Origin of the sequence: Spirosoma sp. 209 (assembly GCF_002006735.1) — a bacterium.
GTDB classification, from domain to species: domain Bacteria; phylum Bacteroidota; class Bacteroidia; order Cytophagales; family Spirosomataceae; genus Spirosoma; species Spirosoma sordidisoli.
The window spans coordinates 243,357-268,468 of sequence record NZ_MVEC01000006.1 but is presented as its reverse complement, the minus strand read 5'-3'; the positions used below and the strand labels follow the sequence as shown (position 1 = coordinate 268,468).

20 protein-coding genes are annotated in these 25,112 nt (G+C 56.5%); 10 read left to right on the top strand and 10 right to left on the bottom strand.

The features are described from left to right. The first annotated feature begins 33 nt into the window (after positions 1–33). Complete coding sequence (locus tag B1C80_RS12145) at positions 34–1,518, top strand: alpha-L-fucosidase (protein WP_077921361.1); 1,485 nt, start codon at positions 34–36, stop codon at positions 1,516–1,518. Positions 1,519–1,521: 3 nt separating this feature from the next. Here B1C80_RS12145 and recO read toward each other — a convergent pair whose 3' ends face one another. After that, positions 1,522–2,214 carry a DNA repair protein RecO gene (gene recO / locus B1C80_RS12140; protein ID WP_077921360.1) on the bottom strand — a complete coding sequence of 231 codons (693 nt, stop codon included), beginning with the start codon at positions 2,212–2,214 and terminating at the stop codon, positions 1,522–1,524. Between the two features lie 134 nt (positions 2,215–2,348). On the opposite strand from recO, the gene B1C80_RS12135 reads away from it, so the two are divergent. Continuing rightward, the gene (locus B1C80_RS12135) at positions 2,349–3,185 is read left to right on the top strand and encodes a fumarylacetoacetate hydrolase family protein (protein WP_077921359.1); all 837 of its coding nucleotides are present in this window, start codon (positions 2,349–2,351) and stop codon (positions 3,183–3,185) included. Here the strand turns inward: B1C80_RS12135 and B1C80_RS12130 are convergent. The 5 genes from B1C80_RS12130 to B1C80_RS12110 are packed head-to-tail and all read right to left on the bottom strand — an operon-like array spanning position 3,182 to position 11,877. Further along, positions 3,182–4,318: a 5-(carboxyamino)imidazole ribonucleotide synthase gene (locus tag B1C80_RS12130; RefSeq protein WP_077921358.1), complete on the bottom strand. Its 1,137-nt coding sequence runs from the start codon at positions 4,316–4,318 to the stop codon at positions 3,182–3,184. The genes B1C80_RS12135 and B1C80_RS12130 overlap by 4 nt on opposite strands. Positions 4,319–4,348: 30 nt before the next feature. Continuing rightward, positions 4,349–8,461, bottom strand: a complete 4,113-nt coding sequence (locus B1C80_RS12125) for a nitric oxide synthase oxygenase (protein ID WP_077921357.1) — start codon at positions 8,459–8,461, stop codon at positions 4,349–4,351. 46 nt (positions 8,462–8,507) lie between these two features. Beyond that, the gene (locus B1C80_RS12120; RefSeq protein WP_077921356.1) at positions 8,508–9,200 is read right to left on the bottom strand and encodes a LytTR family DNA-binding domain-containing protein; all 693 of its coding nucleotides are present in this window, start codon (positions 9,198–9,200) and stop codon (positions 8,508–8,510) included. Between the two features lie 3 nt (positions 9,201–9,203). Beyond that, positions 9,204–11,333: a PAS domain-containing hybrid sensor histidine kinase/response regulator gene (locus tag B1C80_RS12115; protein ID WP_077921355.1), complete on the bottom strand. Its 2,130-nt coding sequence runs from the start codon at positions 11,331–11,333 to the stop codon at positions 9,204–9,206. A gap of 4 nt (positions 11,334–11,337) precedes the next feature. After that, the gene (locus B1C80_RS12110) at positions 11,338–11,877 is read right to left on the bottom strand and encodes a heme NO-binding domain-containing protein (RefSeq protein WP_077921354.1); all 540 of its coding nucleotides are present in this window, start codon (positions 11,875–11,877) and stop codon (positions 11,338–11,340) included. 243 nt (positions 11,878–12,120) lie between these two features. On the opposite strand from B1C80_RS12110, the gene B1C80_RS12105 reads away from it, so the two are divergent. Together B1C80_RS12105 and B1C80_RS12100 are read left to right on the top strand one after the other, a co-directional pair. Further along, a complete protein-coding gene (locus B1C80_RS12105) occupies positions 12,121–12,675 on the top strand; it encodes an RNA polymerase sigma factor (protein ID WP_077921353.1) in 555 nt (184 codons plus the stop codon). Further along, positions 12,663–12,932 (top strand): hypothetical protein, encoded by a 270-nt coding sequence (locus B1C80_RS12100; protein ID WP_077921352.1) that lies wholly within the window; start codon positions 12,663–12,665, stop codon positions 12,930–12,932. The genes B1C80_RS12105 and B1C80_RS12100 overlap by 13 nt, the downstream gene beginning before the upstream one ends. Here the strand turns inward: B1C80_RS12100 and B1C80_RS12095 are convergent. Then, positions 12,916–13,620 (bottom strand): head GIN domain-containing protein, encoded by a 705-nt coding sequence (locus B1C80_RS12095; protein ID WP_077921351.1) that lies wholly within the window; start codon positions 13,618–13,620, stop codon positions 12,916–12,918. The two genes, B1C80_RS12100 and B1C80_RS12095, sit on opposite strands and share 17 nt — an antisense overlap. A gap of 271 nt (positions 13,621–13,891) precedes the next feature. Between B1C80_RS12095 and B1C80_RS12090 the strand changes: the two genes are divergently transcribed. Continuing rightward, the gene (locus tag B1C80_RS12090; protein WP_077921350.1) at positions 13,892–14,587 is read left to right on the top strand and encodes an ABC transporter ATP-binding protein; all 696 of its coding nucleotides are present in this window, start codon (positions 13,892–13,894) and stop codon (positions 14,585–14,587) included. 11 nt (positions 14,588–14,598) lie between these two features. Here the strand turns inward: B1C80_RS12090 and B1C80_RS12085 are convergent, their stop codons facing one another. Beyond that, positions 14,599–15,396 carry an aminotransferase class IV gene (locus B1C80_RS12085; protein ID WP_077921349.1) on the bottom strand — a complete coding sequence of 266 codons (798 nt, stop codon included), beginning with the start codon at positions 15,394–15,396 and terminating at the stop codon, positions 14,599–14,601. Positions 15,397–15,471: 75 nt separating this feature from the next. On the opposite strand from B1C80_RS12085, the gene B1C80_RS12080 reads away from it, so the two are divergent. The 3 genes from B1C80_RS12080 to B1C80_RS12070 all read left to right on the top strand — a co-directional run bounded on the left by B1C80_RS12080 (position 15,472) and on the right by B1C80_RS12070 (position 19,059). Then, complete coding sequence (locus B1C80_RS12080) at positions 15,472–16,977, top strand: TolC family protein (RefSeq protein ID WP_077921348.1); 1,506 nt, start codon at positions 15,472–15,474, stop codon at positions 16,975–16,977. 83 nt (positions 16,978–17,060) lie between these two features. Continuing rightward, a complete protein-coding gene (locus tag B1C80_RS12075) occupies positions 17,061–18,470 on the top strand; it encodes an efflux RND transporter periplasmic adaptor subunit (RefSeq protein ID WP_077921347.1) in 1,410 nt (469 codons plus the stop codon). Positions 18,471–18,669: 199 nt separating this feature from the next. Then, on the top strand, positions 18,670–19,059 hold the full coding sequence (locus B1C80_RS12070; RefSeq protein WP_077921346.1) for a T9SS type A sorting domain-containing protein: 390 nt from the start codon (positions 18,670–18,672) through the stop codon (positions 19,057–19,059). A gap of 18 nt (positions 19,060–19,077) precedes the next feature. Here B1C80_RS12070 and B1C80_RS12065 read toward each other — a convergent pair whose 3' ends face one another. Both B1C80_RS12065 and B1C80_RS12060 read right to left on the bottom strand, forming a co-directional pair. Next, on the bottom strand, positions 19,078–20,313 hold the full coding sequence (locus tag B1C80_RS12065; RefSeq protein ID WP_077921345.1) for a DUF3999 family protein: 1,236 nt from the start codon (positions 20,311–20,313) through the stop codon (positions 19,078–19,080). Beyond that, the gene (locus tag B1C80_RS12060) at positions 20,310–22,787 is read right to left on the bottom strand and encodes a DUF2339 domain-containing protein (protein ID WP_077921344.1); all 2,478 of its coding nucleotides are present in this window, start codon (positions 22,785–22,787) and stop codon (positions 20,310–20,312) included. Before B1C80_RS12060 ends, B1C80_RS12065 begins: the two co-directional genes overlap by 4 nt. A gap of 175 nt (positions 22,788–22,962) precedes the next feature. On the opposite strand from B1C80_RS12060, the gene B1C80_RS12055 reads away from it, so the two are divergent. After that, on the top strand, positions 22,963–23,997 hold the full coding sequence (locus B1C80_RS12055) for a Gfo/Idh/MocA family protein (RefSeq protein ID WP_077921343.1): 1,035 nt from the start codon (positions 22,963–22,965) through the stop codon (positions 23,995–23,997). Positions 23,998–24,042: 45 nt separating this feature from the next. Further along, positions 24,043–25,047: an NAD(P)H-dependent glycerol-3-phosphate dehydrogenase gene (locus B1C80_RS12050; protein WP_077921342.1), complete on the top strand. Its 1,005-nt coding sequence runs from the start codon at positions 24,043–24,045 to the stop codon at positions 25,045–25,047. The last annotated feature ends 65 nt before the right edge of the window (positions 25,048–25,112 follow it).

Below are 25,112 nucleotides of genomic sequence, written 5' to 3'. Positions count from 1 at the left end.
ACCTTTTTATGACCAATCCTTATCTCTGTATTCATGCAATCGATTAACGCTGCGCACACGGCCTTTCTGCTGCTGATCAGTCTGCTTGTACGAACCGGGTCGCCCGTTCATGCCCAACCCTACCAACCCAACTGGGCGTCGCTCGACCAGCGGCCTATTCCCGACTGGTTCCGGAAAGCTAAGTTTGGCATCTTCATCCACTGGGGTACGTATTCCGTCCCGGCTTATGCGCCCGTTCGGCCTGACGGGTATTCCGAATGGTACTGGAGTAATCTGATGGAGACCGACCGGCACAGCCACAAGGAGGTGAAAGCGTTCCACACGAAGAATTACGGAGCCAGCTTCGACTACAAGGAGTTTGCTTCCCAGTTTCGGGCGGAGCTGTTCGAGCCGGATCACTGGGCCGAGGTGTTCAGGAAATCGGGCGCGCGGTACGTGGTGCTGACCAGCAAACACCACGAGGGCTTTACCCTCTGGCCCAGCGCCGAAGCCGATCGGTCGTGGGGGCGGCCCTGGAATGCGGTTTCGGTCGGGCCTAAGCGTGACTTGCTCGGCGATCTGAGCAATTCGGTTCGGAAGGCCGGGCTAAAAATGGGCATTTATTATTCGCTGTACGAATGGTACAACCCGGTATGGTTACAGGCCGACAAAAGCCGGTTTGTCAACGAACACTTGTTTCCGCAGTTTAAGGACGTGGTAACCCGCTACAAGCCGTCTATTATCTTCTCGGATGGCGAGTGGGACCTGACCGATACGCAGTGGCGAAGCCCCGACCTGCTGGCCTGGCTCTATAACGAATCGCCGGTGAAGGACGAAGTGGTGGTCAACGACCGCTGGGGCAAGAACACCCGGAAGGTGCATCGGAGCACGTACTTCACCTCCGAATACGGGTCAGGTATGGACGCCAGTGTGGTGTGGGAAGAGAACCGGGGTATGGGGCAGTCGTTCGGGTACAACCGGATGGAAACCGTTACCGATTACAAAAGCGGAGCCGACCTGGTGCTGATTCTGGCTGATATTGTATCGCGGGGCGGTAACCTGCTGCTCGACATCGGCCCTACCGCCGACGGGCGCATTCCTGACCTGATGGAAGACCGGCTGAGGCAGCTGGGGGCCTGGCTGGACCGGAACGGCGAAGCCATATTCGATGCAGAAGCCTGGACAGTGCCGCGTCAGTGGAGCGCCGGCAAGCGGCCCGACGTCAAGGAAGGGGGGTACCAGACCAGCTACGACGTAAGCGAGCTGACCAAACCGCAGCCGGGCGGGAAAGCGCACATCAACGCTTTCTTTACCCGAAAAGCCAATACCCTCTATGCGATCGTGCCCCGCTACGTACCGCAGCTAACCCTTCTGGGGGTAACCCTGACCGAAACGTCGACCGTTACGCTGCTGGGCTCGGCCAAAAAACTGCCCTGGAAACGGGTGGGGGCCGACTTGAGCATCGACCTGTCGGGCCTGCAGCCGGGCGATGTGCTGGACGGAGCCGGTGTCGTAAAAATTACGGCTGTAAAACCCTGATCGCTAGCCAAGCACCTCGCGCAGAACGGGTAGCGATTTTACTTCGCCAACGGTGTCGATGTGAATCTGATAGTAGGCAACCAGCGCGTTGGCCAGCTCGTTTCGGGCCGTGCGGGTCAGCGAGATAGGCGTGCCGAAGGGTTTCCGAAGCATGGTGTTCAGCGCTTCCTCAACAGCCGCATCGGGTAAGAAGGGGTAGGAGTTCTCGCGCAGCTGGTCTTCGAACTCGCGCGCGCCTTCGGGACCGAAACCCAGGAAAAACGACAGTTTGAGCAGAAAGATCAGGTGGAAATTTTCGTAGTTGGACCGGGCTTCTTCCAGAAACAGGACCGAGTCGAGCAGAAACCGGAACAGCACTGGACTGCCGGCCTCTTCTTTCAGGACCTTGTTGAGCATTTCCGTAACGAAGAGCGCAATGGTCGATTTGGTCACCTCGAACGGCAGACTCTGAAACGGATGCAGCGTTTTCACCTCCGAAAGCCGATGCAGGTCGCGGTCGTTCTTGTAATACACGACCATATCCAGTAACGTGAGCGGCTGAAAGAGAGCAATGCGGTTATTTTTGCTCTTGGCCGATCGAACGCCGTTCACAATGTAGCTCTGCAAACCGAACTCTTCGGTATAAACGCGGGCGATGATCGACGTTTCGCGGTAGCGGATGTAGCTAAGGGCAATGCCCCGGGTTTTCTGCAGCATCAGGACTCAAGGAAAGGGAACCGTATACGTACTTAACAACGAATGCGGCAAAAAAAGCGGCCAACGTCAGTAATTCTACGCCCGCCTGGCATTTATTCACTGTACTACTTTCACGATCTAGTTTTAGCGTTCCTATGCATCTGTATAAAACCCGCTCCGGCATCGTACTGAGCGATCAGCAGCAGTATTATCACCTCCCCGTTACGGACTGGGACGAACTCGTCAACCAGGATGACCTCTATACCGTACTGCGTCAGTATACTACCCAGAACACGCCATCGGACGAGTACCGGCAGTGGGCCGAAACCGACCTGCTGGCTCCCATCGGACGGCAGGAGGTATGGGCTTCGGGCGTAACCTACCTGCGGAGCCGCGATGCCCGGATGGAAGAGTCGAAAAAGTCGGGGGGCGATAATTTCTACGACCGGGTCTACGATGCTGAGCGGCCCGAACTGTTTTTTAAATCTACCGCCGAGCGTGTTGTGGGGCCGGGCGACGCCGTCCGGATCCGGGCCGATTCGACCTGGAATGTGCCGGAGCCCGAACTAACCCTGTTCATGACCTCCTCGGGTGCGATTGTTGGCTATACCTGCGGTAACGACATGAGCTCGCGCAGCATCGAGGGCGAAAATCCGCTTTACCTGCCGCAGGCCAAAACCTACGACGGCAGCGCGGCTCTCGGACCCTGTCTGTACGTGCCGGAATCGCCCATCGCGCCCGATTCGCAGATACAGCTGGACATTCTCCGGGCGGGTCAGCCTGTGTTCAGCAACCGCATTGCCATCAGCCAGATGAAGCGTCAGCATAACGAACTGGTTTCGTTTCTGTTTCGGGAGTGCTCGTTTCCGAACGGCTGCTACCTCATGACCGGCACCGGTATCGTTCCGCCCGACGATTTTACCCTGGCCAGCCAGGATGAGGTTCGCATTACCATTGACGGAATCGGAACGCTGACCAACCGGGTAGCCTAGGTCACTACCCGGATTCCCGTTTTCACCGCCGATACTTTCTGGCGAAGGGTGTCCATGTCGGCGTCCATAACCGTGACGTGGCCCATCTTCCGGAACGGCTTGGTAATGGCTTTGCCGTAAAAGAAGGGGAACACCCCCGGCATGGTCAGCAGCGTTTCGAGTCCTTCGTAGCGCGCCGGGCCGGTATGCCCGTCTTCGCCCAGCAGGTTGAGCATGGCGGCTGGCTGGTAGGCGTCGGTGTTACCCAGGGGGTAGTTCAGAACGGCCCGCCAGTGTTGTTCAAACTGCGAGGTTACGTTGGCCCGGATGGTATGATGACCGCTGTTGTGGGGCCGGGGCGCTACTTCGTTGATGAGTACGTTACCAGCTTTGTCGAGAAACAGCTCAACCGCCAGCAGCCCAACAATGCCAAACGCATCGGCCGTCTGGCGGGCTATGGCCTGCGCCTGCCGGTCTATATCGGTGGTAATTTCGGCGGGGGCGAAGAGGTACTCGACCAGGTTCAGCTCTGGATGAAAGACCATCTCTACCGTTGGGAACGTCTGCACGTCACCCCGTTCATTACGGGCCACGATAACGGCCAGCTCTTTCTCGAAGTCGACCGCTTTTTCGAGTACGCCCGGCGCGTCGAAGGCTTTGTCGGCGTCGGCTGCGGCAGCAATCCGCTGAACGCCCCGCCCGTCGTACCCGTCGCGGCCGAGTTTATGAAAGGCGGGTAGTAAGGCCGGGTTCTGGTTGATCTGCCGGATGGCGTCAGCGCGGTTGTCGGTCAGGGTAAAATCGGCCGTGGGCAGGTTATTGTCGCGGTAGAACTGCTTCTGGAGTCGTTTATCCTGAATGACGCGGATGACGGCGGGCTGCGGGTATACGCGCTTTCCTTCGCGTTCGAGGGCTTCGAGGGCGTCTACATTAACGCGTTCAATCTCAATCGTCAGCACATCGACTCCCTGGCCGAACTGATACACGGTATCGTAGTCGGTCAGGGAGCCGGTGTTGAATTGAGTACATAAATGGCGGCAGGGTGCGTCGGCGTCGGGGTCGAGCACGTGCACACGCAGGTTCCAGTCAATGGCGGCTTGCAGGAGCATAAGGCCCAGCTGCCCTCCGCCCAGAATTCCGAGAGTCGGTGTCAAGAGCGTGAACGGATGAATGAGTGGGCAAAATTACCCGATTCGATCCATTAACCAGCGTTCTCCCTGCGTATACTTGGCGGCCTGCACTTCGGCCATCGACTGTTTGAAGTTGAGCAATACCCCCCAGACGTCCATGAAGAAGCGGTTTTCGTGCTGCATGGTCCTGAAAAACTCGACCGCTTCGGTAGCCGACAGGCCGCCATACGTGCGGGCCACATTCAGCAGAACGGCAAATACATCATCGGCCATCTTGGCGTCTCCGCAGACATAGTAGTGGCAATCGGGCTGCGATAGCACCTCCCATATAGCGGCTCCCTGCCGTCCCATCAAATCCTGTACGTAGATGCGGTCTTCGCCCAGTCGGGAAAAGGCAACGTCGAGGTGGGTCAGGATGCCTTCTTCGTGCCAGGTTTCCAGTTCCTGCTGGTAGAGGTAGTCGTTCAGGTTGCGGCAGCCGAAAAACAGGCGGGTTTCGCCCGGCCGGGCCGAGCTCCAGCCGGTTTTAGGCCGACCGTTCCGGGCTTTCAGCAGCGGGCTGCCGGGGTAGTTGAGCGTAGCCGACGGCGCATCGGACAGGGTATGACCGCTGGCCGACTGCTGCGCCTGCCGGAGCATGCGGAGCTGTACTTCGCGGTGCTGCAGAAAACCAACCAGGGGCGACAGGCCCGTACCAGGTCCGACCATGAGCATCGGCGCCTGCGGATCGCGCGGGGGGCGGAAGTTGGAGGTGCGTACCGATAGTCTGACATGATCACCCGTGGTTAGTCGGGCCAGGTAGTTGGAACACAAACCCGGTCGGGTATAGCCTTCGTCGGTGGTGATCTGCACAACCCCAACCGTAACGTGGATCTCGGTCGGGTACACCAGTGAGCAGGACGAAATCGAGTACAGGCGGGGGCGCTGGCGGGGTAGCAGCTCAATGAGCTGACCAAACGTGAGCGGTGCCGACGGAAACGCATCCAGCAAATCGCAGACGCTCATAAACGCGTCTGCCATGTGTTTTTTGAGGGCCTGCCCATCGGCGTCATACTCGTCGCGGTTCAGCAGTTCACTCCAGCTCGCCAGCATGGCGCGTTCGGCCGGGTCCTGGGCAGCCGCCAGCAGGGCATCAACAAGCTCGTCGTAGGGTTCGCGAAGCGACAGATCGAGGTCTTTGATCAGCACGTCGCCTACCCGCACCGGAGCCGGGTACGTATGATCGCCCAGGACGTCGGCTCCTTCCGGGGTTGTCAGGGAGGTGTAAAAATAGGCGTCGGCGTCTACGTTGATCTGGCGGCAAATCCGCTCCACCAGTTCGGGTGGGTTGTGCGGGTAAATGACAACGTGGTCGCCGGTTTCGTAGGTAAGGCCGGTCTCTGAAATATCGAAGGCAATGAAACGGGTAGACCGGCTGCCTACAATCACCTCCTTAAGCAGTTCGCGGTTGGTGATGACGGGCACGTCGACGCCGGGGTGGCGATGGAGCCGCTTATCCGTCTCGGCGCTATCGACATGCTCCGCGTCAACGAACGACACCTGAAGTTTCCAGTCGGCCCGGCTAGTCTGCTCCTCGGTCGATCGGCTCGGATCTTCGCCCAGCAAGCGGGCTACCAGACCCAGCCATTGCCGGAAAGTAGCGGCCTGGCCGTTGATTTCATCGGCTTTGTGCAGGGCGGCTGCCCGGTTAGCACCCAGCCGGGCCAGCTGCTGGTCCAGCATGATGCCGGCAGCGCAGAAGTGCGGATAAACGGTATTGCCCAGAGCCAGTACCGCAAAATGAAGCTTGCTGAGGGCTCCATCGGGCAACTGTCTGATCTGGGTATAAAAGCGCTGGGCGTTGGCCGGTAGCTCTCCTTTTCGGAACGTGGATGAAATAATCAGCAGCCACTGTTCCTGAGGGAGTTGAGTCAGATCGTATTCGTCGAGCGCCATAACCCGCGGATGGTATCGACTCAGCCGGCGGGCGGTCTGGTGGGCATAGCTTTCAGACGTGCCGGTTTCCGATCCGTACAGAATGAGCAGCCGCTGCGCTACGGGTGTCGAGGCCATGACGTGATCATCAGCCATGACGTACTGATCGTCAATGACCGACCAGCGGTCGGCCGCGTAGTGGAAGCTGGGGTTCAGGTAGAAATCCCGCATTTCGTGGTGCCAGACGGGCGTAGTACTGCCGCCGGCCGACGGCACCACCCACGACCACTGGGCCGGGCACTCGCGCCCGGCTCGTTTTTCGCGCTGATCGTGGGTCATAAACTGGCGGGCGGCCGTCTGGTGATCGACCAGCGTAACCCGGGCTTTGGTGAAGGAATGCAGTACGGCTGCGTTCAGCTCCAGAAAGGCGCGGTCGTGCCAGAGCGCGCTGGAGGTGTCCAGGTTGAAGCTGCGGGCAATGGGTTCGGCCAGGTTGTAGCGGCCTTCTTCCCAGAGGTTGCGGGCAATTTCGGTTTCCATAAACCAGCCGTTGAACGGCACACAACCGTACTGTACGCCCCCGATGTCGAGCCGGAAATTGGTAATGGCCGGAACCGCACACCATTGCAGGTTGAGGGCATCAAACGCCGGGTACTGCGGGTGTTCGAGCGTTACCCGCAGCACATCGTCGGGTTGAAACGAATACAGACGCGGCTGCTGACCGGGTACGTCGATGACCAGCGGCAGATAATCGAAGGCTGTTTTGTCGGCCGGGGGAGTCCAGCCCTGCCGGACAATGGCCTGGGTGAGTTTCAGGTTGGCGGGGTCGCCCAGTATCGAGCCGTCGGGTTGCTCGTAAGCCGCAAACCGGACGTACTGGCTGTTCCAGATGCGCGGCCCCCAGCGTTCGGCGGGTTTTTTGGGGCGGAAAACGGTCATCACGGTCTGAATAATGCCGCCGTTGGTAGCCAGACGCATGTGTTCGACGCACTCGCGGAACATCGCGTCGGGGTCGTTCACGTGCCGCATATCCCGAACCAGCATGTTCCGCCACGAGATGCGCCCGATGCATTTGGTGGCGTTTCGCCAGGCCAGCTGCGCCCCGTACGACAGTTCGTCGTAGGTCTGCGTGTAGGTACCCGTTGCCCTGATTTCCCGTTCCACTTCGCCCCACCGCCGAATCCGGTCGGCCTGGGTCCACTCCAGCTCGGCGGCCAGCTGGTCAATAAATTCCCGGGCCGAGGCCAGTAGCCGCTGTACGCTGATCATGGGCTGCTGCAGCACATGGCTCACCCGGATGAGGAGCATCGACCAGGCCTGCTCCTGTTCGGCGGAGAAGTTGGGCAGATGCCGTTTCATAACCGCCAGCATGGGGGCCACCAGTTTAGGATAGGCCTCCGGCGGAATGCCGGCCCGCAGGTGGGTACGGCCCAGGTCGCGGAGCTCCGTCGCTACATCCCGGCCTGCTTCGAGCGAGCGCGTCAGAAACACCAGCGTATGCATCAGGTGTTCGGCCAGCCCGTCTACGTCGGTACGGCCGAAATAGGGCAGCAGATCGGGCTGGGTCTGAAACAGCTCCTGGTAAAACTCCGTACCGGTGGACAGTGCGTTGGCCGCCATAATCTCGCAGCTTTTCCGCATGACCTGTACCATGTCTGGCGTCAGCATGCTGGCATAGGCCCGATCGACGTCGAAAGCCGTGGGAAGTAAATGAAGCGAGAAAAAGCGGTAAAAAGCCGATTCGTTGCCCCGCGCTATGTTATCCCGGTCATAGTCTTCGAGGTGTGGTACCTGAGCAATGGTCCACATCCACACCCGGCGGGCGGAAATCCAGTGAACGGGGCGCATACCCAGGTCGGTCAGGAGCGCTATCTGCTGATCGATCGGCTGATGATGAGCCGGTTGAGACGGGTATACACCCCGGTAACTCTCGCGCAGGATACGCTCCGTTTGCGGGATCAGCTGCCGCACGCTCTGGTCGAACAGCTGCGCAAAATAACCCGGAACCAGATCGACCGAATCGCCCAGCCGATCGGCCAGGTCGGGGTTCTCGTGCAGGAGCCGTTCGAAGAACAGCTCGACAAGCATGTCCTGAAAAGCCAGGAATTTATTCCATACATCCTTAACAAGTACCTTTTCGGGAGCAGTCAGGAGCGGCATGGCCGCCAGCTCATCCTGAATGGCAGAGACCGTTGCCGGGGCAAGGTCAGGACCACGGGAGTGAGCCGGATCATGAACGGAGAAAGTATTCATCGTAAGTATATTGAGTTTAATGGAGTCGGCAGGCGTCGTTGATCAGTCATAACAGGTTCAGCCGGTTCATCAGTTCGGACTTGTTGGCCCGACTGATTGGAATTACCTTGTTTTGAATAACCAGCGTATTCTCTTCGATATCCACGATCTTGTCGAGGTGAACGATATACGATCGATGAACCCGCAGAAACTGTGGGCCCAGCTTCTCCTCGATATACTTCATGGTAGCGTACACAATATAGGTTTGTGTCGTGGTGAAGATCTTGACGTAGTCGCCCATATTCTCAATATAAGCGATGGTTTCGAACGGGAGCCGGATATAGCGCCCGTCGGTTTTGATGTAAATTTCCTGCCGATCCTGCGATACCGTTGGCCGATTACGCACACCCAGTTCCAGCGCCCGCTCCACGGCAATTTTAAACCGGGGCAGGGTAATTGGCTTCTTCAGGTAGTCGGTTACCTGATACTGGTACGCATCGTAGGCATACTCGGTCTTGCTGGTGGTGAGCACCACCAGCGGAATAGACGACAGCTGTTCGAGCAGTCCGAAGCCTGACAAATCCGGCATTTCAACATCGAGCCAGATCAGGTCAACGCTGTGTTCGGCCAGGTAATCCAGCGCTGGTGCTGCGCCGGCAAAGGTACCGACCACGCTCAGGGCCTCGTGCTGTTCGCACATGCGCTGCAACGCGTTCCGCGCCATCAGCTCGTCATCTACAATGATACATGTCAAGCTCATCGATTAAGCTTTTGGAGAAAGCGTTTTTATCTCGTTCCGTAAGACCGGCAACAGGTCCGTAACCTCTTCGACCAGCGCCTGACAACGTTGCACCAGCGGCTCTTTATCAATGTTCTGGCCCAGGCCCCGTTCAATCTGACGGAGTTCATCTTCCAGTCTCGACAGGCCCACCATACCCAGCGTTGGCTTCAGCTTATGGGCCATAGAAGCCAGCATTGACCAGTTCTGGTCGGTACAAAGGTCAGGTAACTGGAGTAATTCAGGTACCACATCGTCCAGAAACGTGGCGAACATTTCGGCGGCATGCTCTTTATCCGAACCGTATAGTTCGAACAAGCGCTGCCGGTCCAGGACATCATCGGCCGGTAAGGTGGGTTTCGGCTTAACCGAAGGGTCTGATTTACGGGGGGCGGCTTCCGACGCGGCCGTTGGGGCGTATCGCTCCAGTATGTTCAGCAGCTGACTCGGCTCAAAAGGCTTGGTCAGGAAGTCGTTCATGCCTACTTCCATCGCCAGGCTTTTGTGATCGAGCATGGCGGAGGCTGTCAGGGCGATGATGGGTACGTGCTGGTTGGGGTTGTGGGTACTCCGGATGGCCACGGTGGCTTCGTAGCCGTCCATAATCGGCATCTGAATATCCATCAGGATCATGTCGAACCGCTGCTGTTTGGCTTCCTCAACGGCTTTTTTACCGTCCGATGCCAGCGTGAACGGAATTTTCCACTTGGTGAGCAGACTGCCGATATAGGTCTGGTTCATCAGGTTGTCTTCAACGACCATAACGTGGCTGACGGGCAGTTTACCCACCGTCTTCAGAACGGGGTTGCCAGCATCCCGGTTGTCGGTCGTGGCCGTGGCGCGGACGTAGGGTAACTTGAACGTAAAAGTACTTCCCTGTCCGTTCTGGCTTCTGACGCTGATGGTTCCTTCCTGAATCTCGACCAGCTCTTTGGTGATGGCCAGGCCGAGCCCCGTTCCCTTGTACTTGTGACCCTGCGGATTTACCTGTCTAAACTTCTTGAAAATCAGACCCTGCTTGTCTTCCGGGATGCCGACGCCCGTATCGGTCACGCTGAACTCGATCCAGCAGCGGTTGTCGTCTTCCTGTACAATCCGGGCGGTGATCTGAATACTGCCTTCTTCCGTGAATTTTTCGGCGTTGCCGATCAGGTTCATCAGAATCTGGTTCAGCATGACATCGTCGCCGATAAAATCGCCCGAAATACGAGCGTCGTGCATCACGTCGATGGTAACGGGCCGGTTGTGCAGCTTGATTTCGAATACCTTCTGGGTAGCCCGCAGCAGCCCCGCCAGATCGAAGGGGCGCGGACTCACTTCAATGCGGCCTGCTTCGATTTTGGTCATGTCGAGCAGGTCAGAAATCAGGCTGTGCAGAAAGTCGGCCGACGTCTTCAGGATATCGATGTATTCGCGTTGCTGGCGGGTTGGCTGCGTATCGAACAGCAGGTGCGACATCCCGATGATGGCGTTGAGGGGCGTTCTGATCTCATGGCTCATGTTGGTCAGAAACTGTTTTTCGGCCCGTTGGGCTTCTTCGGCTACCTGACGGGCCTTGGCCAGCTCCTGTTCGGCCAGTTTGCGGTCCGATACGTCACGAGCCACGGCTACCAGTTCTACGATCTGACCATCGACCGTAATCGGCCGCACGGTCTGACCAATCCAGACGTGGCGACCGTCTTTTGACCGAATCGGAAACTCGTTGTAGGTACTATCCTGGCCTTCGGTCATCATGGCCAGGTAAAAATCGGTCAGGGGTTTGCGGTAGTCGTCATCGACGAAGCGCGTAAAATGCGTACCGACAAATTCCGCTTCGGTATAGCCGAGCGATTTCTCAACCACCGGGCTGACGAATGTGAAATACCCCCTGGGCGAAATTTTATAGATGATGTCCTGTACCGATTCGATCAGTTGCCGATAGCGTTGTTCGCTCTGCTCCAGCTCGCCCAGCTTGTCGCGCACCTGCTGTTCGAGGTGGTCGTTGAGGTGCTGGAGCTGGTTGTTGGCATTATAGAGGGCCAGCGCTTTTTTTTCAAGTATGGCCTCTGCCTGCAAACGGGCTGCTTTTTCCCGCGCCAACCGCCTTTTGATCAGGTCTATGTCGTTGTCGGGCATACGCTTAGTCTTTCACGATGTCGAACAAAACCTGACTGCCATCGGGGGTCAGCTCCGTTTTCCGGATGGTGGCGGTTTCTCCATAATGAGCCAGACACCCTTCGATCAGACCATAGGCGAAATCTGATAGTTTCCGCTCCGACTGGTAATACATCTTCAGGTGGTTTTCTGAAGGCTGCTCCATGGCGAAGTGGGGCAACTCCGCATCCGGATATAGTTTTCTCACTTCAACATGAATGTAATGCTGAATGGAGTTTAGTAAACTAAAGGCAGAGGTAGATCGCTCGATAAACTGGTAATAATTGCGGGTGAAGGAGCCAAACATGTACCGGCCATACGCGCGCAGGAGCTCTGGAACAGGGGTAGTGGTATGCTGGCTAAGACTGTGCAGCAAAGTAACCATCTCGCCATGATCATACGTGCCAATGGCCGTATAAATGCCTCCGGAAGGAAGATTACTTTGGTCTAATATGGTGTCTACCAGCGCGTAACCATACTGGTCCTCAACCATTTCTAAAAGTTCCGTAAATACAATTCCTTTCATGTACAAGCAGTGAGATTAAAACCTTAGCAATATACCAATATGGGTAACAAATTATAAAATTATTAGATGAAATAATTACAAATTAGAATGGAATATCGACTTAGGTTTTCCAAAAATCGGCAAAACGGTACAGTTCATCGAATAATTGGCCACAAACTATAACAGTAAGATCAAATTTGGGTCATCAAAGAACAAGAAAGTACTTAAGTCAACTACCCCAAAACTTCTACCACTTCCAAACGTATGAAACCAGCATTGAATGACGAAGAAGTTATTCGTCAGTACCGTAATACTAACCCTAACGAGTGTTTTGAGCTGTTGTATAACCGATATGTACGCAAGGTATACAACAGATGTTATTCCATGACAAAAAATTCGGAGCAGGCCCAGGATTATACTCATGATATTTTCCTGCGCATGTTTGCTCACCTGGATCGTTTTCAAGAGCGGTCGTCGTTTTCAACCTGGCTTTATTCGATCTCCTACAACTACTGCATCGATCAGATCAAGCGGTCGAACCGGCTGGCCACAACCGGTCTGGATCAGGAAACCGAATACGCCGTAGCGCAGTCGGCTGACGGTGAGAGTGCTGAAAATAACCTGCAGCAGCTGGCCAAAGCCATGGAGTCTATTGCTCCGCAGGAAGCGCTGATTCTGCGGATGAAGTATCAGGAAGGGCTGGATGTGCTTCAGATTGCCAAAAAGCTGAACTTGAAAGAGAGTGCCGTGAAAATGCGCCTGAAACGGTCGCGCGATAAAGTTCGTACCCTTTGCGAAGCATCACTATGGGCGTCCTGAACCATGATTTCTGCGTTACCGGGCTGCTGGCAACGTCGCCGGCGCCCCGCTATATCGCGTGTCAGCATACCGAAAAACGTACCCATCTGACGGGCTTCGATAGTTATGACGACGCCCGGACTTACCTCTCTACCCACACCAGAGCGGGTCGGCCCACTACGCTGGCCATCGTACAAACGCAATACGACCGGGTCGTTTATTACAAACGCCCGGTCGCATCGTGGTCAGCTGGTCGGCTGTTTAGTTTCTTTTTGTAATATCGGACCCGCCCGACTCGCTCTTGCCCAGAACCCGGGCCGAACCGTAGTAATAAATATCAGAGCCGCCCGAGGCTTTCAAACTTAACTCGCGGGTGGCGTTGATATACACGTCAGACCCGCCCGAGGAGACCGCGTTGCCAACTTCGACAACCAGCTTGCGGGCGTCGAGATCGGCTCCGCCCGAGCCGCTGGCGTTGAGTACCCGGGCCGACCCTTCGATCAGCAGATCAGCTCCGCCCGAGGCCGACGCGTTCAGGTCGTTTGCTTTCAGGGTCAGCTTAATATCAGCCCCACCCGATGCATCGACGTTCAGGTCATTGAACGAGAGCGTTCCCTGGCCCAGCACATCGGCTCCCCCCGACGCCTGCAGATCGGTCAGCTGTTTGAACGTCAGGTAGGCCTTGACGTAGCGGTCACGCCCGAAGTTGAACCCCCAGTTTCCTCCTTTGCGCTCGATATAGAGCCGGAGGGTGCCGTTGCGAACTTCCGACTTCACGTCTTCTTCATCAACCCCTTTGGATTCGATCGTCAGCCTTTCGCTGTTGCCCTGCGTCAGGTAAACGTCAATGCCACTCGAAACGCTTAGTTTCGTAAAGCTCGATATAGGCCGGTCTTTTTTCCAGTCACGGCTGGTCGTGTTCAGACTCGCCGTAAAGAGAACCAGCAGCACAGTAAGTATTTTCATGGCTGAAACAAGTTAATGATTTGATACAAGATGCGAGTTAATGGCTTATTGTTGCATGAACCTCAAAAAAAAGTGTCCGGTTTCAGAGGAATTCCTGTCCGCTATCGGACGCTGTAGTGGTTTTATTTTAGGTAATCAACTGACAGACAGCTCAAAAAGGAAGCTGGCACGGCGCTTGAACAGGGTGTCGGGGTCAGGGCGCCGGGCTGCAGCCGCGGCCCGCAAATTACGGAATACCAGTGCCACTGAAGTAACTCAAAATAAATCAATTATGATTCAACTTCGCAACGTGTCGAAATACTACCCGGCCGGATTTGGTCGGGTTTATGTACTACGGACTATCAATCTTAGCATCGCGCAGGGCGAGTTTGTGTCAATCATGGGGCCAAGCGGATCGGGTAAAAGTACCCTGCTTCACATTCTGGGCCTGCTCGAAGAGCCGTCGGAAGGGGAGTATCTGTTTGCCGATCAGCCCGTTCAGAAACTGAGTGAAAAACGCCGGACCGAACTCCACCGGACGCAGATCGGCTTTGTGTTTCAGGCCTACCACCTGATTGACGAACTGACGGTGTATGAAAACATCGAGACTCCGCTACTGTACAAAGGCGTAGGCAGCTCGGAGCGTAAAAGCCGGGTGGCTGAGCTGCTCGACCGGTTCAATATGGTGGCCAAAAAAGATTTGTTCCCGGCTCAACTGTCGGGTGGGCAGCAGCAGCTGGTCGGTATTGCGCGGGCGCTGGCGGCCCAGCCGAGCGTCATCTTTGCCGACGAGCCTACCGGCAACCTGCATTCCGATCAGGCCCGTGATATTATGGAACTGTTTCGGGAGTTGAACCAGAAAGACGGGGTTACCATCGTGCAGGTGACACACTCCGAGCTAAACGCCGAATACGGGTCCCGCATCGTGCGGCTGAAAGACGGATGGCTCGAAGAGAGTGGCCAGCCTGCGGTTGGTACGGTCCTGTAAGCGGCTGGTGGTCAGGCCGGGCTGAACAGGGTCAGGAGCCTGGCCTGAAGCGTTTCGCTCAGCCGCCCTTTGTACACCTGAATACCCATGACGTTGGCGGTAAACACCAACTCTGCTTCGGCCAGGCTGGCAGGCAGGAAAAGCCCCTCCCGAACCATGGGAAAGGCCCGCAGCAGCTGGCGCCGGGCAATACCGTTGATGCAGCCGGTCTGTAACGACGGGGTATGCAGCACATCCTGCCGAAACCAGAACAGGTTCGACGCTACGCACTCCGCCAGATGACCCTGCTGGTCGAGCAGAATAGCATCCTGATAGCCTTGTTCTTGCTTAAATAACCCCGCCAGTACATACGGTAACGCATTGGAGGTTTTGTAGCCTGAAATGGGAGAATACGCTAATTGTATATCTGGATAAATACCTATTTTTGCCTGATTGGTTATAGCAAATGGCTGACCGGGCCGGGCTGTTATCAGCAGGTTAAGCTGGTTGGTCGTGGGCGTATAGAGGCCTCCGGTCTGCCGCCAGACCTGAATTCTGACCCGGGCGCTGGCCTGCGTCAGCCCGTTGGCCGCCAGCAGGGCCAGAACACGCTGCTGCAGCGTCTCTGACCAGGCTGCAGCCGGTGCCAACAGGTGGAGCGCAGCCATGCCTGCTGTTAGTCGGCTGAGGTGATCATCCCAGAACCACAGTTGCCCAGCTTCGTAACGAATGGTCTCAAAAAGACCGTCACCATATTGAAATGCCCGGTCGTTGGCCGTCAGTAGAAAGGCATCTTCAGCGAGTAAATCCGAATTATAAACCAGAAACATGCTTGGTTTGCGCCGTTTATCCTAAAACGATAGCTGCGCCGAAGGTAAGTTTGTAACATTGAATCATCAAACACAATGAATACAAGACGCATGCGCTTTCTACGAATCGGAGTAATGGGGTGTTGTTTTGGCTGGAGCGCGCTGACCAGTCTGGCTCAGTCGACCACCAATCCACCAGCGGCCGTTTCGCCCGCAACGGGCGACGCAGTCATCGCTCCGTCGCAGCAGCTCAGCCTGCAGCAGTGCATCGAAATTGCGCTGAAAAATAACATCACTGTTCGGCAAAGCCAGCTTCAGGTGAACAACAGCAACGTTCAGCTGCAACAGTCCAAGCTCAACCGGCTGCCCAACCTGAACGGATTTGCAACCCAGAACTTCAGCTCGGGTTTTAACGTAAACCCCGTAACCAACCAGTTTGTTGAGCGCTCCATTCTGTCGAACAACTTTCAGCTGACATCGTCGGTAACGGTCTACAACGGAGGCATTCTGCAAAATACCATCCGGCAGAATGCGCTGCTGGTTCAATCGAATGAACAGAACCTGCTGGCCACTCAGAACAACGTCATCCTGCTGGTGGTACAGAACTACCTGAACGTACTGACGGGGCAGGAGCAGCTGGCCATTGCCCAGCGGCAGGCCGACGTGAGCCGGTCGCAGTACGAGCGGACGCAGAAACTGGTCAACGCCGGTGCTGCGGCCGAGTCGGCGTTGTTCGATTTGCAGGCTCAGCGGGCTACTGACGAGCTGGCCATCGTGAACGCGCAGAACAACATCGATCTGGCCAAGGTAGCCCTGCTTCAGGCCATGAACCTGTTTGGCAATCAGGCCATCAGTGTGCAGCCCGTGTCGCTGCCCGATCCGAACGTAGCCGATTACGATGCGTCGCCCCAGCAGGTCTACGAAATTGCGACCAATAACATGCCCGATGTGCGGGCCGCCGACCTGCGGGTGCGGAGCGATGAGGTAGGGGTTCGGGTAGCCCGGGGTAACTACATGCCGCTGCTGACCTTAAATGGTGGTGTAACGACCCTGTACTCCAACTTCGGTGCCCAACGCCGGATCGAGAATGGCGTCACGCAGATTCCGCAAACGATCACCATTAACGGCATACAACAAACGATTCTCATCGATCAGCCGAATTACTCGTTCGAGAATTTTAACTTCGCCGAGCAGTTCAAGAATAACCAGAACCGGTCGCTGGGGCTTACGCTTCAGGTGCCGATCTTTAACCGGTATCAGGCCCGCACCCGGGTGCAGCTGGCTACGATCAACCGGCAGAACTCCGAGTTGCAGGCCGACAACACCCGGCTGGCGCTGCGGCAAAATATTGAAAACGCTTACGCTAATTTAGTGGCATCGGGCAACCGATACCGGGCTACCCTGACGCAGGTAACCGCCTTTGAGCAGGCCTTCCGGGCATCAGAAAACCGGTTCAACGCCGGGGCCATCAATGCCGTAGATTATAACATTGCGAAGAGTAACCTCGACCGGGCGCGCGCCAGCCTGGTGCAGGCCAAGTACGATTACGTGTTCCGGACCAAGATATTAGACTTTTATCAGAATAAACCGCTTACGTTTTAATAGGTAATTGGGTGAATCTGTGATGGAGCGGCCGGCTCAGAAGGCGCCGAATCACGCATCGCTCGATCACTCAATAATGAACTATGAAGAAGAAATCGAACCGCATCTGGTGGATATTGGGTGGACTCGTTGTGCTACTCGTGGGAGGTCTGGTAGCCGCTAAGCAGGCTGGCATGATCGGGAAGCCCAAGATGACCGAAGTAGACTTTGCAACGGTTAAGCGAACCAATATTACCGAGCGCGTCAGTGCGTCGGGCCGGGTTCAGCCCCAGGTAGAGGTAAAAATCAGCCCCGACGTATCAGGCGAAATTATTGGCCTGTACGTAAACGAAGGTGATCCGGTTAAGGCGGGTCAGCTGCTGGTTCGTATCCGGCCCGACAACTACGAGTCGCTGCTGGCGCGGGCGCGGGCTACGGTGAACCAGAGCCGGGCGCAGTTGGAACAGTCGAAAGCGTCGGTATCGCAATCGAGTGCGCGGCTGATCCGGGCCAAGGCCGATTATGACCGTAACCGGAAACTGTTTGCGGATAAAGTGATTTCTTCGGCCGATCTGGAAACCAGCGAGGCCAACTACAACGTAGCCCAGCAGGAAGTTGAAGCGGCAAAAGCAAACGTACGGGCCGCTCAGTTCAGCATTCAAAGTGCCGAAGCGAGCCTGCGGGATGCTACCGAAAACCTGCGCAAAACAACCATCTACGCCCCCGTAAACGGCACGGTTTCCAAACTGAACGTTGAGCTGGGCGAGCGCGTGGTCGGTACATCCCAGATGGCCGGTACCGAAATTATGCGTATCGCAAACCTCCAGAACATGGAAGTGCGCGTAAACGTTAACGAAAACGACATCGTTCGGGTGAACCTGGGCGATACGGCCGACATTGAGGTGGATTCGTACACCACGGCGGGTCGTAAGTTCAAAGGGGTTGTCTACGAAATTGCCAATACGGCCAACGGACTTACGAGTTCGTCGGGGGCTACAGCCGCAGCGCTGTCGTCGGATGCCGTAACGGAGTTTGAAGTCAAAATCAAGATTCTCAACAGCTCGTATGCCGACCTGCTGGCCCAGAAAGACAAGAAAGGATATCCCTTCAAACCAGGTATGACGGCTTCGGTGGAGGTGATTACCGACCGGAAATCGGGCGTGCTGGCGGTGCCGATTGCCGCGGTAACGACGCGCGGTGCGGAGGTAGAGACGCCGGAACAGACTGATCGGCCCAGCGGCACAGTCGATGAGAAGCCAGCCGGTCAGGTCGAGAAAAAGGAAGCGGTGAAGGAGCTGGTGTTTGTAAACGTCGGCGGTAAGGCCGTGCAGCGCGAGGTGAAAACCGGGATCAGCGACTTCGAGAATATCGAAGTGATATCGGGGCTGAAGCCGGGCGAGCAGATCATTTCCGGTCCGTTCATTGCGGTATCCAAAAAGCTGAAAGACGGCGAGCTGGTGACGAAACGTGATCCGAATAAAGCCAAGAAAAAGACAGAAGAAAAAGAAGAGTAATCGGTTTCTGACTGCCTGATGCCAAAACGCCCGACGCTGTTCCGTCGGGCGTTTTGGCGTTTATGACCAGCCCGGATACCGGGGTCAGCTGCTGCCACTTATGGACAAAATGAGCCATTTGTCCAGATAGGCGCAATGTTTGGTTTGCTGCGTGTCTTTATCTCGCGACTAAGCACAAAACAACTAACCTCTTACTACTATGAACAGACTCGCAACAACACTGCTTCTGACCTTTCTTGTCAACCTGACTATGGCCGCCCCGCTGCCCCGGCGCGACCGACCAACCAAACTAGCCCATTATCAGGTGGGGGCCTACGTGTCTATACGTGGTAAACTGGTGGTGAACATCGATAAAGAACTGGGGGGCGAGGTATCGATTCAGCTGCTGGATCAGCAAGGAAATGCCTGCTTCAACCGGACTATGCTCCAGACCGAAACTAAAACCCGCCTGCAACTGGATCTGAGCGAACTAGCCTCGGGAACCTATACCCTCAAACTATCAAACGGACTCGACGTGGTTATTCGCGAAATCAGTGTGTCGACCCCCGTCGAAACACCGGTATACCGATCGGTTACGGTTATTCCATAAAGGCGCTGGTGGGCGGGTTCAGGAAACGGGGCGTTGCATCTCCTTGATCAGTCGGTACGATTGAATCGCCATGATCAGCAGGGCCAGACCGAGCGCCGGCCAGATGAACCACCTGGTATCGATCGAACCTGCATCGCTGATCGGGTCGGTATTCATCGGTCTGAGTGGAGCCAGGTTGATAATCGGTAACGCGTCGGGCAATAGGGTGCTGAACGTTGTCAAATCGTACCGGGGCGCTGACAGCTGCTCGCTGCCGAGGAGCAACGCGTAGGGCGTACCGGCGCTTAGATCGGCCGTGAGCCAGGTCGTGCGCTGGTATGCCCGAATACGCCCAGGCTGCAAAGGGGGGCTGTCTCCGTTGTGAATGATCAGATGCAGACTGGGCGTACGCAGACCCGAAAGCAGCACTACCGCACTGTCGCCGGAGCGGAGAGTGAATGACCGAATCACTTCAAATTCCGTCTCGACCCGCCGGCGACGGCCCCTCCGCCGGCTGATCAGGCCGAGTTCGGCCCGGCGCTCATACCGGGCGGGCCTATTGATCGGAATAACGAGCCTGTCAATCCGGGCCGGGGCCGAAAAAGTTAGCCGTATATCGGTATGGGTGGTCGTTTTGGTGGCTAGCTGTTGCTGCTGCAGGCCGTTGATCGGCGTATACGAAGGCGTTACGACTACCGGCTGATACCCACCAATCTGGAGAATGTTCAACGGCGCCGTCAGCGAGTCGGCCAGGTCGAGCCGGTAGAACCGGTAGTCGCTCAGCGGAAAGTCCAGCTGCAGGCGACCGGATGTATGGTCTTTGCTATCAGGCGATTCGAGCACGACGTCTTCGCGTATGCCGAACCACTGCCGGTTGTCGTTACTGCCGCTGAGCCGGGCCTGTTTCTGAAGACGCGCATTTTTGACCAGCAGGGTCAGCGATTGGATCGGTTTCTGGTCGGGTGGCTGAACAACCAGCGTCGTATACCGGTCCGGTACGCTGCTCCGGCTGACGATCGAGTAAGCCACGAACCGGCTGGTCGGGCCTGCTCCCGATTGGCGGAGCTGGTATGGGACTTCCCGGTCTTGATTGTCGACCAGCCGGATGTCGCCCAGTGTGTTGTTAAGCTGGCCCACTACGGATGATGGGAGCATGATCCGGTGAAAACCCGACTGCCGCACCGGTTCCAGGTCGGCCCGGTACCGGTACGACTGCGCCACGCTGAGTCGCATGGGTAAACACAGCACAGCGCCCATACAAATCAATCTTCTCATAGGACGGGCGAATCGGGCTGGTCGGCACTGAGCAGTTTTTTGATGCGCTGGTACATGAACGAGATCACGAGCAGCAGCACACCCAGAATGATAAATGCAGCTACCCGGCCTCCTTCCGAAATGTCGCGCATGTCGTACAGAAACAGCTTGAGCAGGGTCAGCGCGAACAAGGCCAGCGACAGAACCCGGAAGCTCCGGTTTTTGCGCGACAGCCCCAGCCACATGAACACGAAGGCGCAAATGCCCCACAGAATGGGCAGCCCAACCGTAGTCACCTGTTGGAGAACGGCGTCGAACTGGTCGTAGGAAAGGGCTTTCTGCCCGCTGGTTTGTGCGATAGCTACCCCCGGGAAACGGCTGAACACAACATGGTTGAACAGCTCCCAGCTGGCCGCATACACCACCACGAACCCCAGCACCCACGGCCAGTATCGGGCAACAGCGGCCGGCAACGGGTCGAGCCGGGCAATAATTCGCTGAAGCAGGATCAATATGCCGGCCAGCGAGGCCAGACTGAGGTAATGCCAGCCAAAACCCGCCAGCGATGGGCTTGTTCCGTAATAATGGTCAGCCAGTACGCCCAGCGGGGCCGTTGCGAACACAAAGACGTACAGAAGCAGGAACAATAGCCCCAGGCCAGCGGCCTGGCGTAGCCAGCTCTGGATACCCGATCGGTAGGCCAGCGCTAGCATAACACCCGCAAACAGCATGTTGTAGGCACCAAGGACTGCTAGCCGGTTAGGGCCGAAGCCATACTGGTTAATAGCCTGATAGTTCGTTTCCAGGGCACCGGCCAGGTAGATCGTAATCAGCAGGACATAGCTCAGAAACTGGCGGTACCGGCTGATGACCAGATTGGCGGGCCAGAAAGGAATAGGGGCTTCCTGCCGACCCAGTAACTGGCGGGAGCCGACCAGACCGCCAATGGCCACCAGGCTGGTAATAACGGCTTTGTTGAGGATGACAGGCAGCAACTGAACGGCCCCGTCACCGTACATCGATTCCCAATCCATCCAGAGGCTGATGAGCATTAGTCCGGTAACCAGTACGGCACTGGTAGCCATGAGCCGAAGACCGGATTTCTGCGATAACCACAGGAGTAGAACGGCTTCCAGCGCCCAGAACATGGTAATGTAGTTGCCCTCTAACTGAACCGGTATCGCCAGACTGCCGAAGGTCACCACCAGGCCGATCAGCAAATAGAGCAGGGTGCGATCAACGCCAGCCCGGCGGAAGAGAAACCGGGCCAGCGCCAGGTTGACAACCGCCAGTCCGGCTGTAAAGGCCCCCTGCCAGCGTCCACCGTCGATATGAGCCATGGTGATCATGCCCGCGCTGTAGTACAGCCCCGTATTACTCAGCAGCAGGCCGATGTCGACGCGGCTAAACAGCGCTTTCTCTTTCAGATTGTGCAGCAGATTCATGGTCAGAAACAGCCCGTAGAACAAACTGGCAAACACCCAGGCGCCGGTATAAGGCGCGTTGGGCTGGTCTACCACGCTAACCGACAGCCAGAAGCCATACAGTAGAACCGTACAGACATACGACAGCAGGTGAACCTGCGGCCATTTTCTGAAGTAAGACAGAACCAGCATCCCTACGTCCAGAATCAGGATGTAGGTAAACAGTACGATATAGTTTCCCTCGCCCGAGCTGACCATGAACGGGGTCGCAAAACCGCCAAGCAGCGTCATTATGGCCAGCTCGACCCGGTTGTAGGCCAGCGTCAGCAGCACCCCGAAACCCGTTATAACGACCATGATTACGAAGGCGCTGGTCTGGCTAAACAGGCTGTAATAATGAAAGGCAATGGCAATCGTAAAATAAAGAACCGTCAGACCACCACCCACCAGTACCGAACTGAAGGCTGTAAACGTCTTCCGAAGCCGGTGGGCCATGCCAAGCAGTACAGCGCCCGCCGTTATGCCGATCGCTACCCGTCCGGCTTCGCTGAGCCACTGCTGATCGATGGCGTACTTCACGAAATAGCCAATTCCCAAAACTAGAATGGCAATGCCGATTTTGTTGATGAGGTTTTCGCCAATGAATTTTTCCAGGTCCGGATTGTCGGTCAGAAACCGGCGGATGAACGACGGGCGGGGTGGGGCCGGTTGCCGAACCGCGGGCGGTACTGCCAAACGGCCTGGGGCTGGCTGCGGAGCGGATTCCGTAACGGGCTGCGACACCGGTTCGGGAGCCGGTACTGGTTGAGGTATAACCACTGGCAGCACCGGCTCCCGAACCGGTGTCGCAGCAAGGGGGGGCGCTACGGGGGGCGTTGGGCGGGCCGGGGTGATCAGTGCCGGACCTGTCTCGCCGGTAGTGCCCCGTATCTCATCGCGCAGCCGAAGTAACTCCGCGCGTAGCTGGCCCATATCGGTACGCTGCTGCTCGAGCAGTTGTTTTACGGAGCCAAAGCGACTGTATAAAAGGAAAGCGGTAAGCGTAAGGATGAGCAGTAAGAACAGTTCCATGGTACGGCAAAAGGCTTGAGAGGAAACAAAGCTAGAATAAAGGTGAGTAATTGTGCTGTATGCCAGTTAGTTAGCGGTAAGCCTTTGAGTTGCCGGTAAACAGGAGCGAGGAATGATAACCCGAATCTGTGATATTTACCGCTCTGTTCTGACCTAACCCCGAGTCCTTATTCCTATGCCCGCTTTTCGTGTAGCCATTATTGGCGGAGGCAGTATTGCCGATACGAACCACATTCCCGCCCTGAAAGCCTGTTCAGATCAAGTCGAGATCGTAGCCGTCTGCAGCCGCGACCAGACCAAAGCCCGTGCGCTGGCCGACAAACACGCTATTCCGCACGCGTTTGCCGATGCCGACGCTATGTACCGGGCGTGCCAGCCGAACCTGGTGGTGATCTGTACACCCAACAAATTTCATTACCCGTATACCAGGCAGGCCTTATCGTGGGGATGTCACGTTTTCTGCGAAAAACCACCGGCGCTTACGGCGCAGGAAGCCCGCGACATGGCCGAACTGGCTACGGAAAAAGGGCTGGTGCTGGGCTACAACTTCCAGCTCCGGCAAACGCCCGAGTGGCAACTGCTGATGCGCTGCAAGGCGGAGGGGCGGCTGGGGGCTATTTATCACATCAAAGCCAACTTCCTGCGTCGGCGGGGAATTCCGGGCTGGGGCTACTTCACTAACAGAGAGATGCAGGGGGGCGGGGCGCTGATGGACCTGGGGGTTCACGTGCTCGACCTGGCCCTGATGGCTTTCGACTACGAACTGCCCGACCGGGTGGTTGGCAATACCTACGATTTCATCGGCAAAGCGGGTGGCAAGGGGCTGAAGGGGGCCTGGAACCCCGACACGTTCGAGGTAGAAGATGCCGGCATGGCATACCTGTCTTTCCCAAATAAGGCCTCAATTATGCTGTCGGCCACGTTTGCGCTCAACAACCAGGTCGATGTAGACCGGAATCTGGAGGTGTTCGGGAGCCAGGGAGGAGTGCAGCTGTTCCCGTTTGTGCTGCATACCGAGGTGGCCGGCGAACTGGCCGACATCACGTTTCCCTACCTGGATGAGGTCGACATCCAGCTGAAAAATACCGTTGCTTTTCTGGATGCCTGCGCCGGCAAACCATCTACCATCTGCACCGGCGAACAGGGGGCCCGGCTGATGACGGTTATCGACGCCATTTACGCATCGGCACAGGGAGGGACGGGGCTGTAAACGCCGTTTTATTGAACCAGACAAGCTTTTTCCTAGCTTTACCCCATGAAATCTCAACAACCAACCCGTTTAACGATGGTGGGTGGGGGAAGCTGGGCTACGGCGCTCATCAAGATCCTCTCCGAAAATAATGTACTTATCAAATGGTGGCTCCGGAGCAAAGCCGACGCCGACCACATCAGGCAGTTTCATCACAACAAGAGCTACCTCAGCGATGTCCAGATCAACCCGCGCAAGGTAAAGATCTGCACCAAAATACGAGACGCGTTTAAAGACAGCGATTATATCATCCTGGCCGTACCAGCGGCATTCGTGGGCGATGCGCTGGGCGGGCTGGAAGCTCGTGATTTCGCCGGGAAATGCGTTATTTCGGCGATCAAGGGTATGATTCCCGAAAAAAATCAGCTCGTAACCGACTGGATCAGCGATCAGTATGGCGTACCAACCAGCCGGATGGCGGTCATTGCCGGACCGTGTCATGCCGAAGAAGTAGCCCTCGAAAAGCAGTCCTACCTGACGATCGGCTCTACCGACCTCGACTGCGCCGATGAAGTAGCCCAACTGCTGACCTGCCGCTTCGTTCAGGCATCGCCCCTGGCCGACATCTACGGCATCGAATACAGTGCTGTCATGAAAAATATTATCGCGCTGGCATCGGGTATTACGCGTGGGATCGGCTACGGCGATAACTTTCAGGCCGTACTGGTCTCTAACGCCATGCAGGAAATCAAGCGGTTTGTCGATGCCGTATACCCGCAGCACCGCGACCTCAGCGGCTCGGCCTACCTGGGCGATCTGCTCGTTACGGCCTATTCGCCCTTCAGCCGCAACCGCACCTTCGGTACACTCATTGGCCGGGGATACACCATTCAGTCGGCCCAGGCCGAAATGAATATGATTGCCGAAGGGTACTATGCCGTAAAAAGCATCCACGCCATCAACCGGCAATATAAGGTCGACATGCCCATAGTAGAGGCTGTTTACAACGTTCTGTACGAACGAGCCTCGCCCGTTACGGAGATGAAAGCGCTGCAGCAGAAGCTGAAATAAGCCCTGCGCCATCTGGACTGACCGTATATCTGCACCGTCAATTTATTGGTAATTCAGTAGATTAA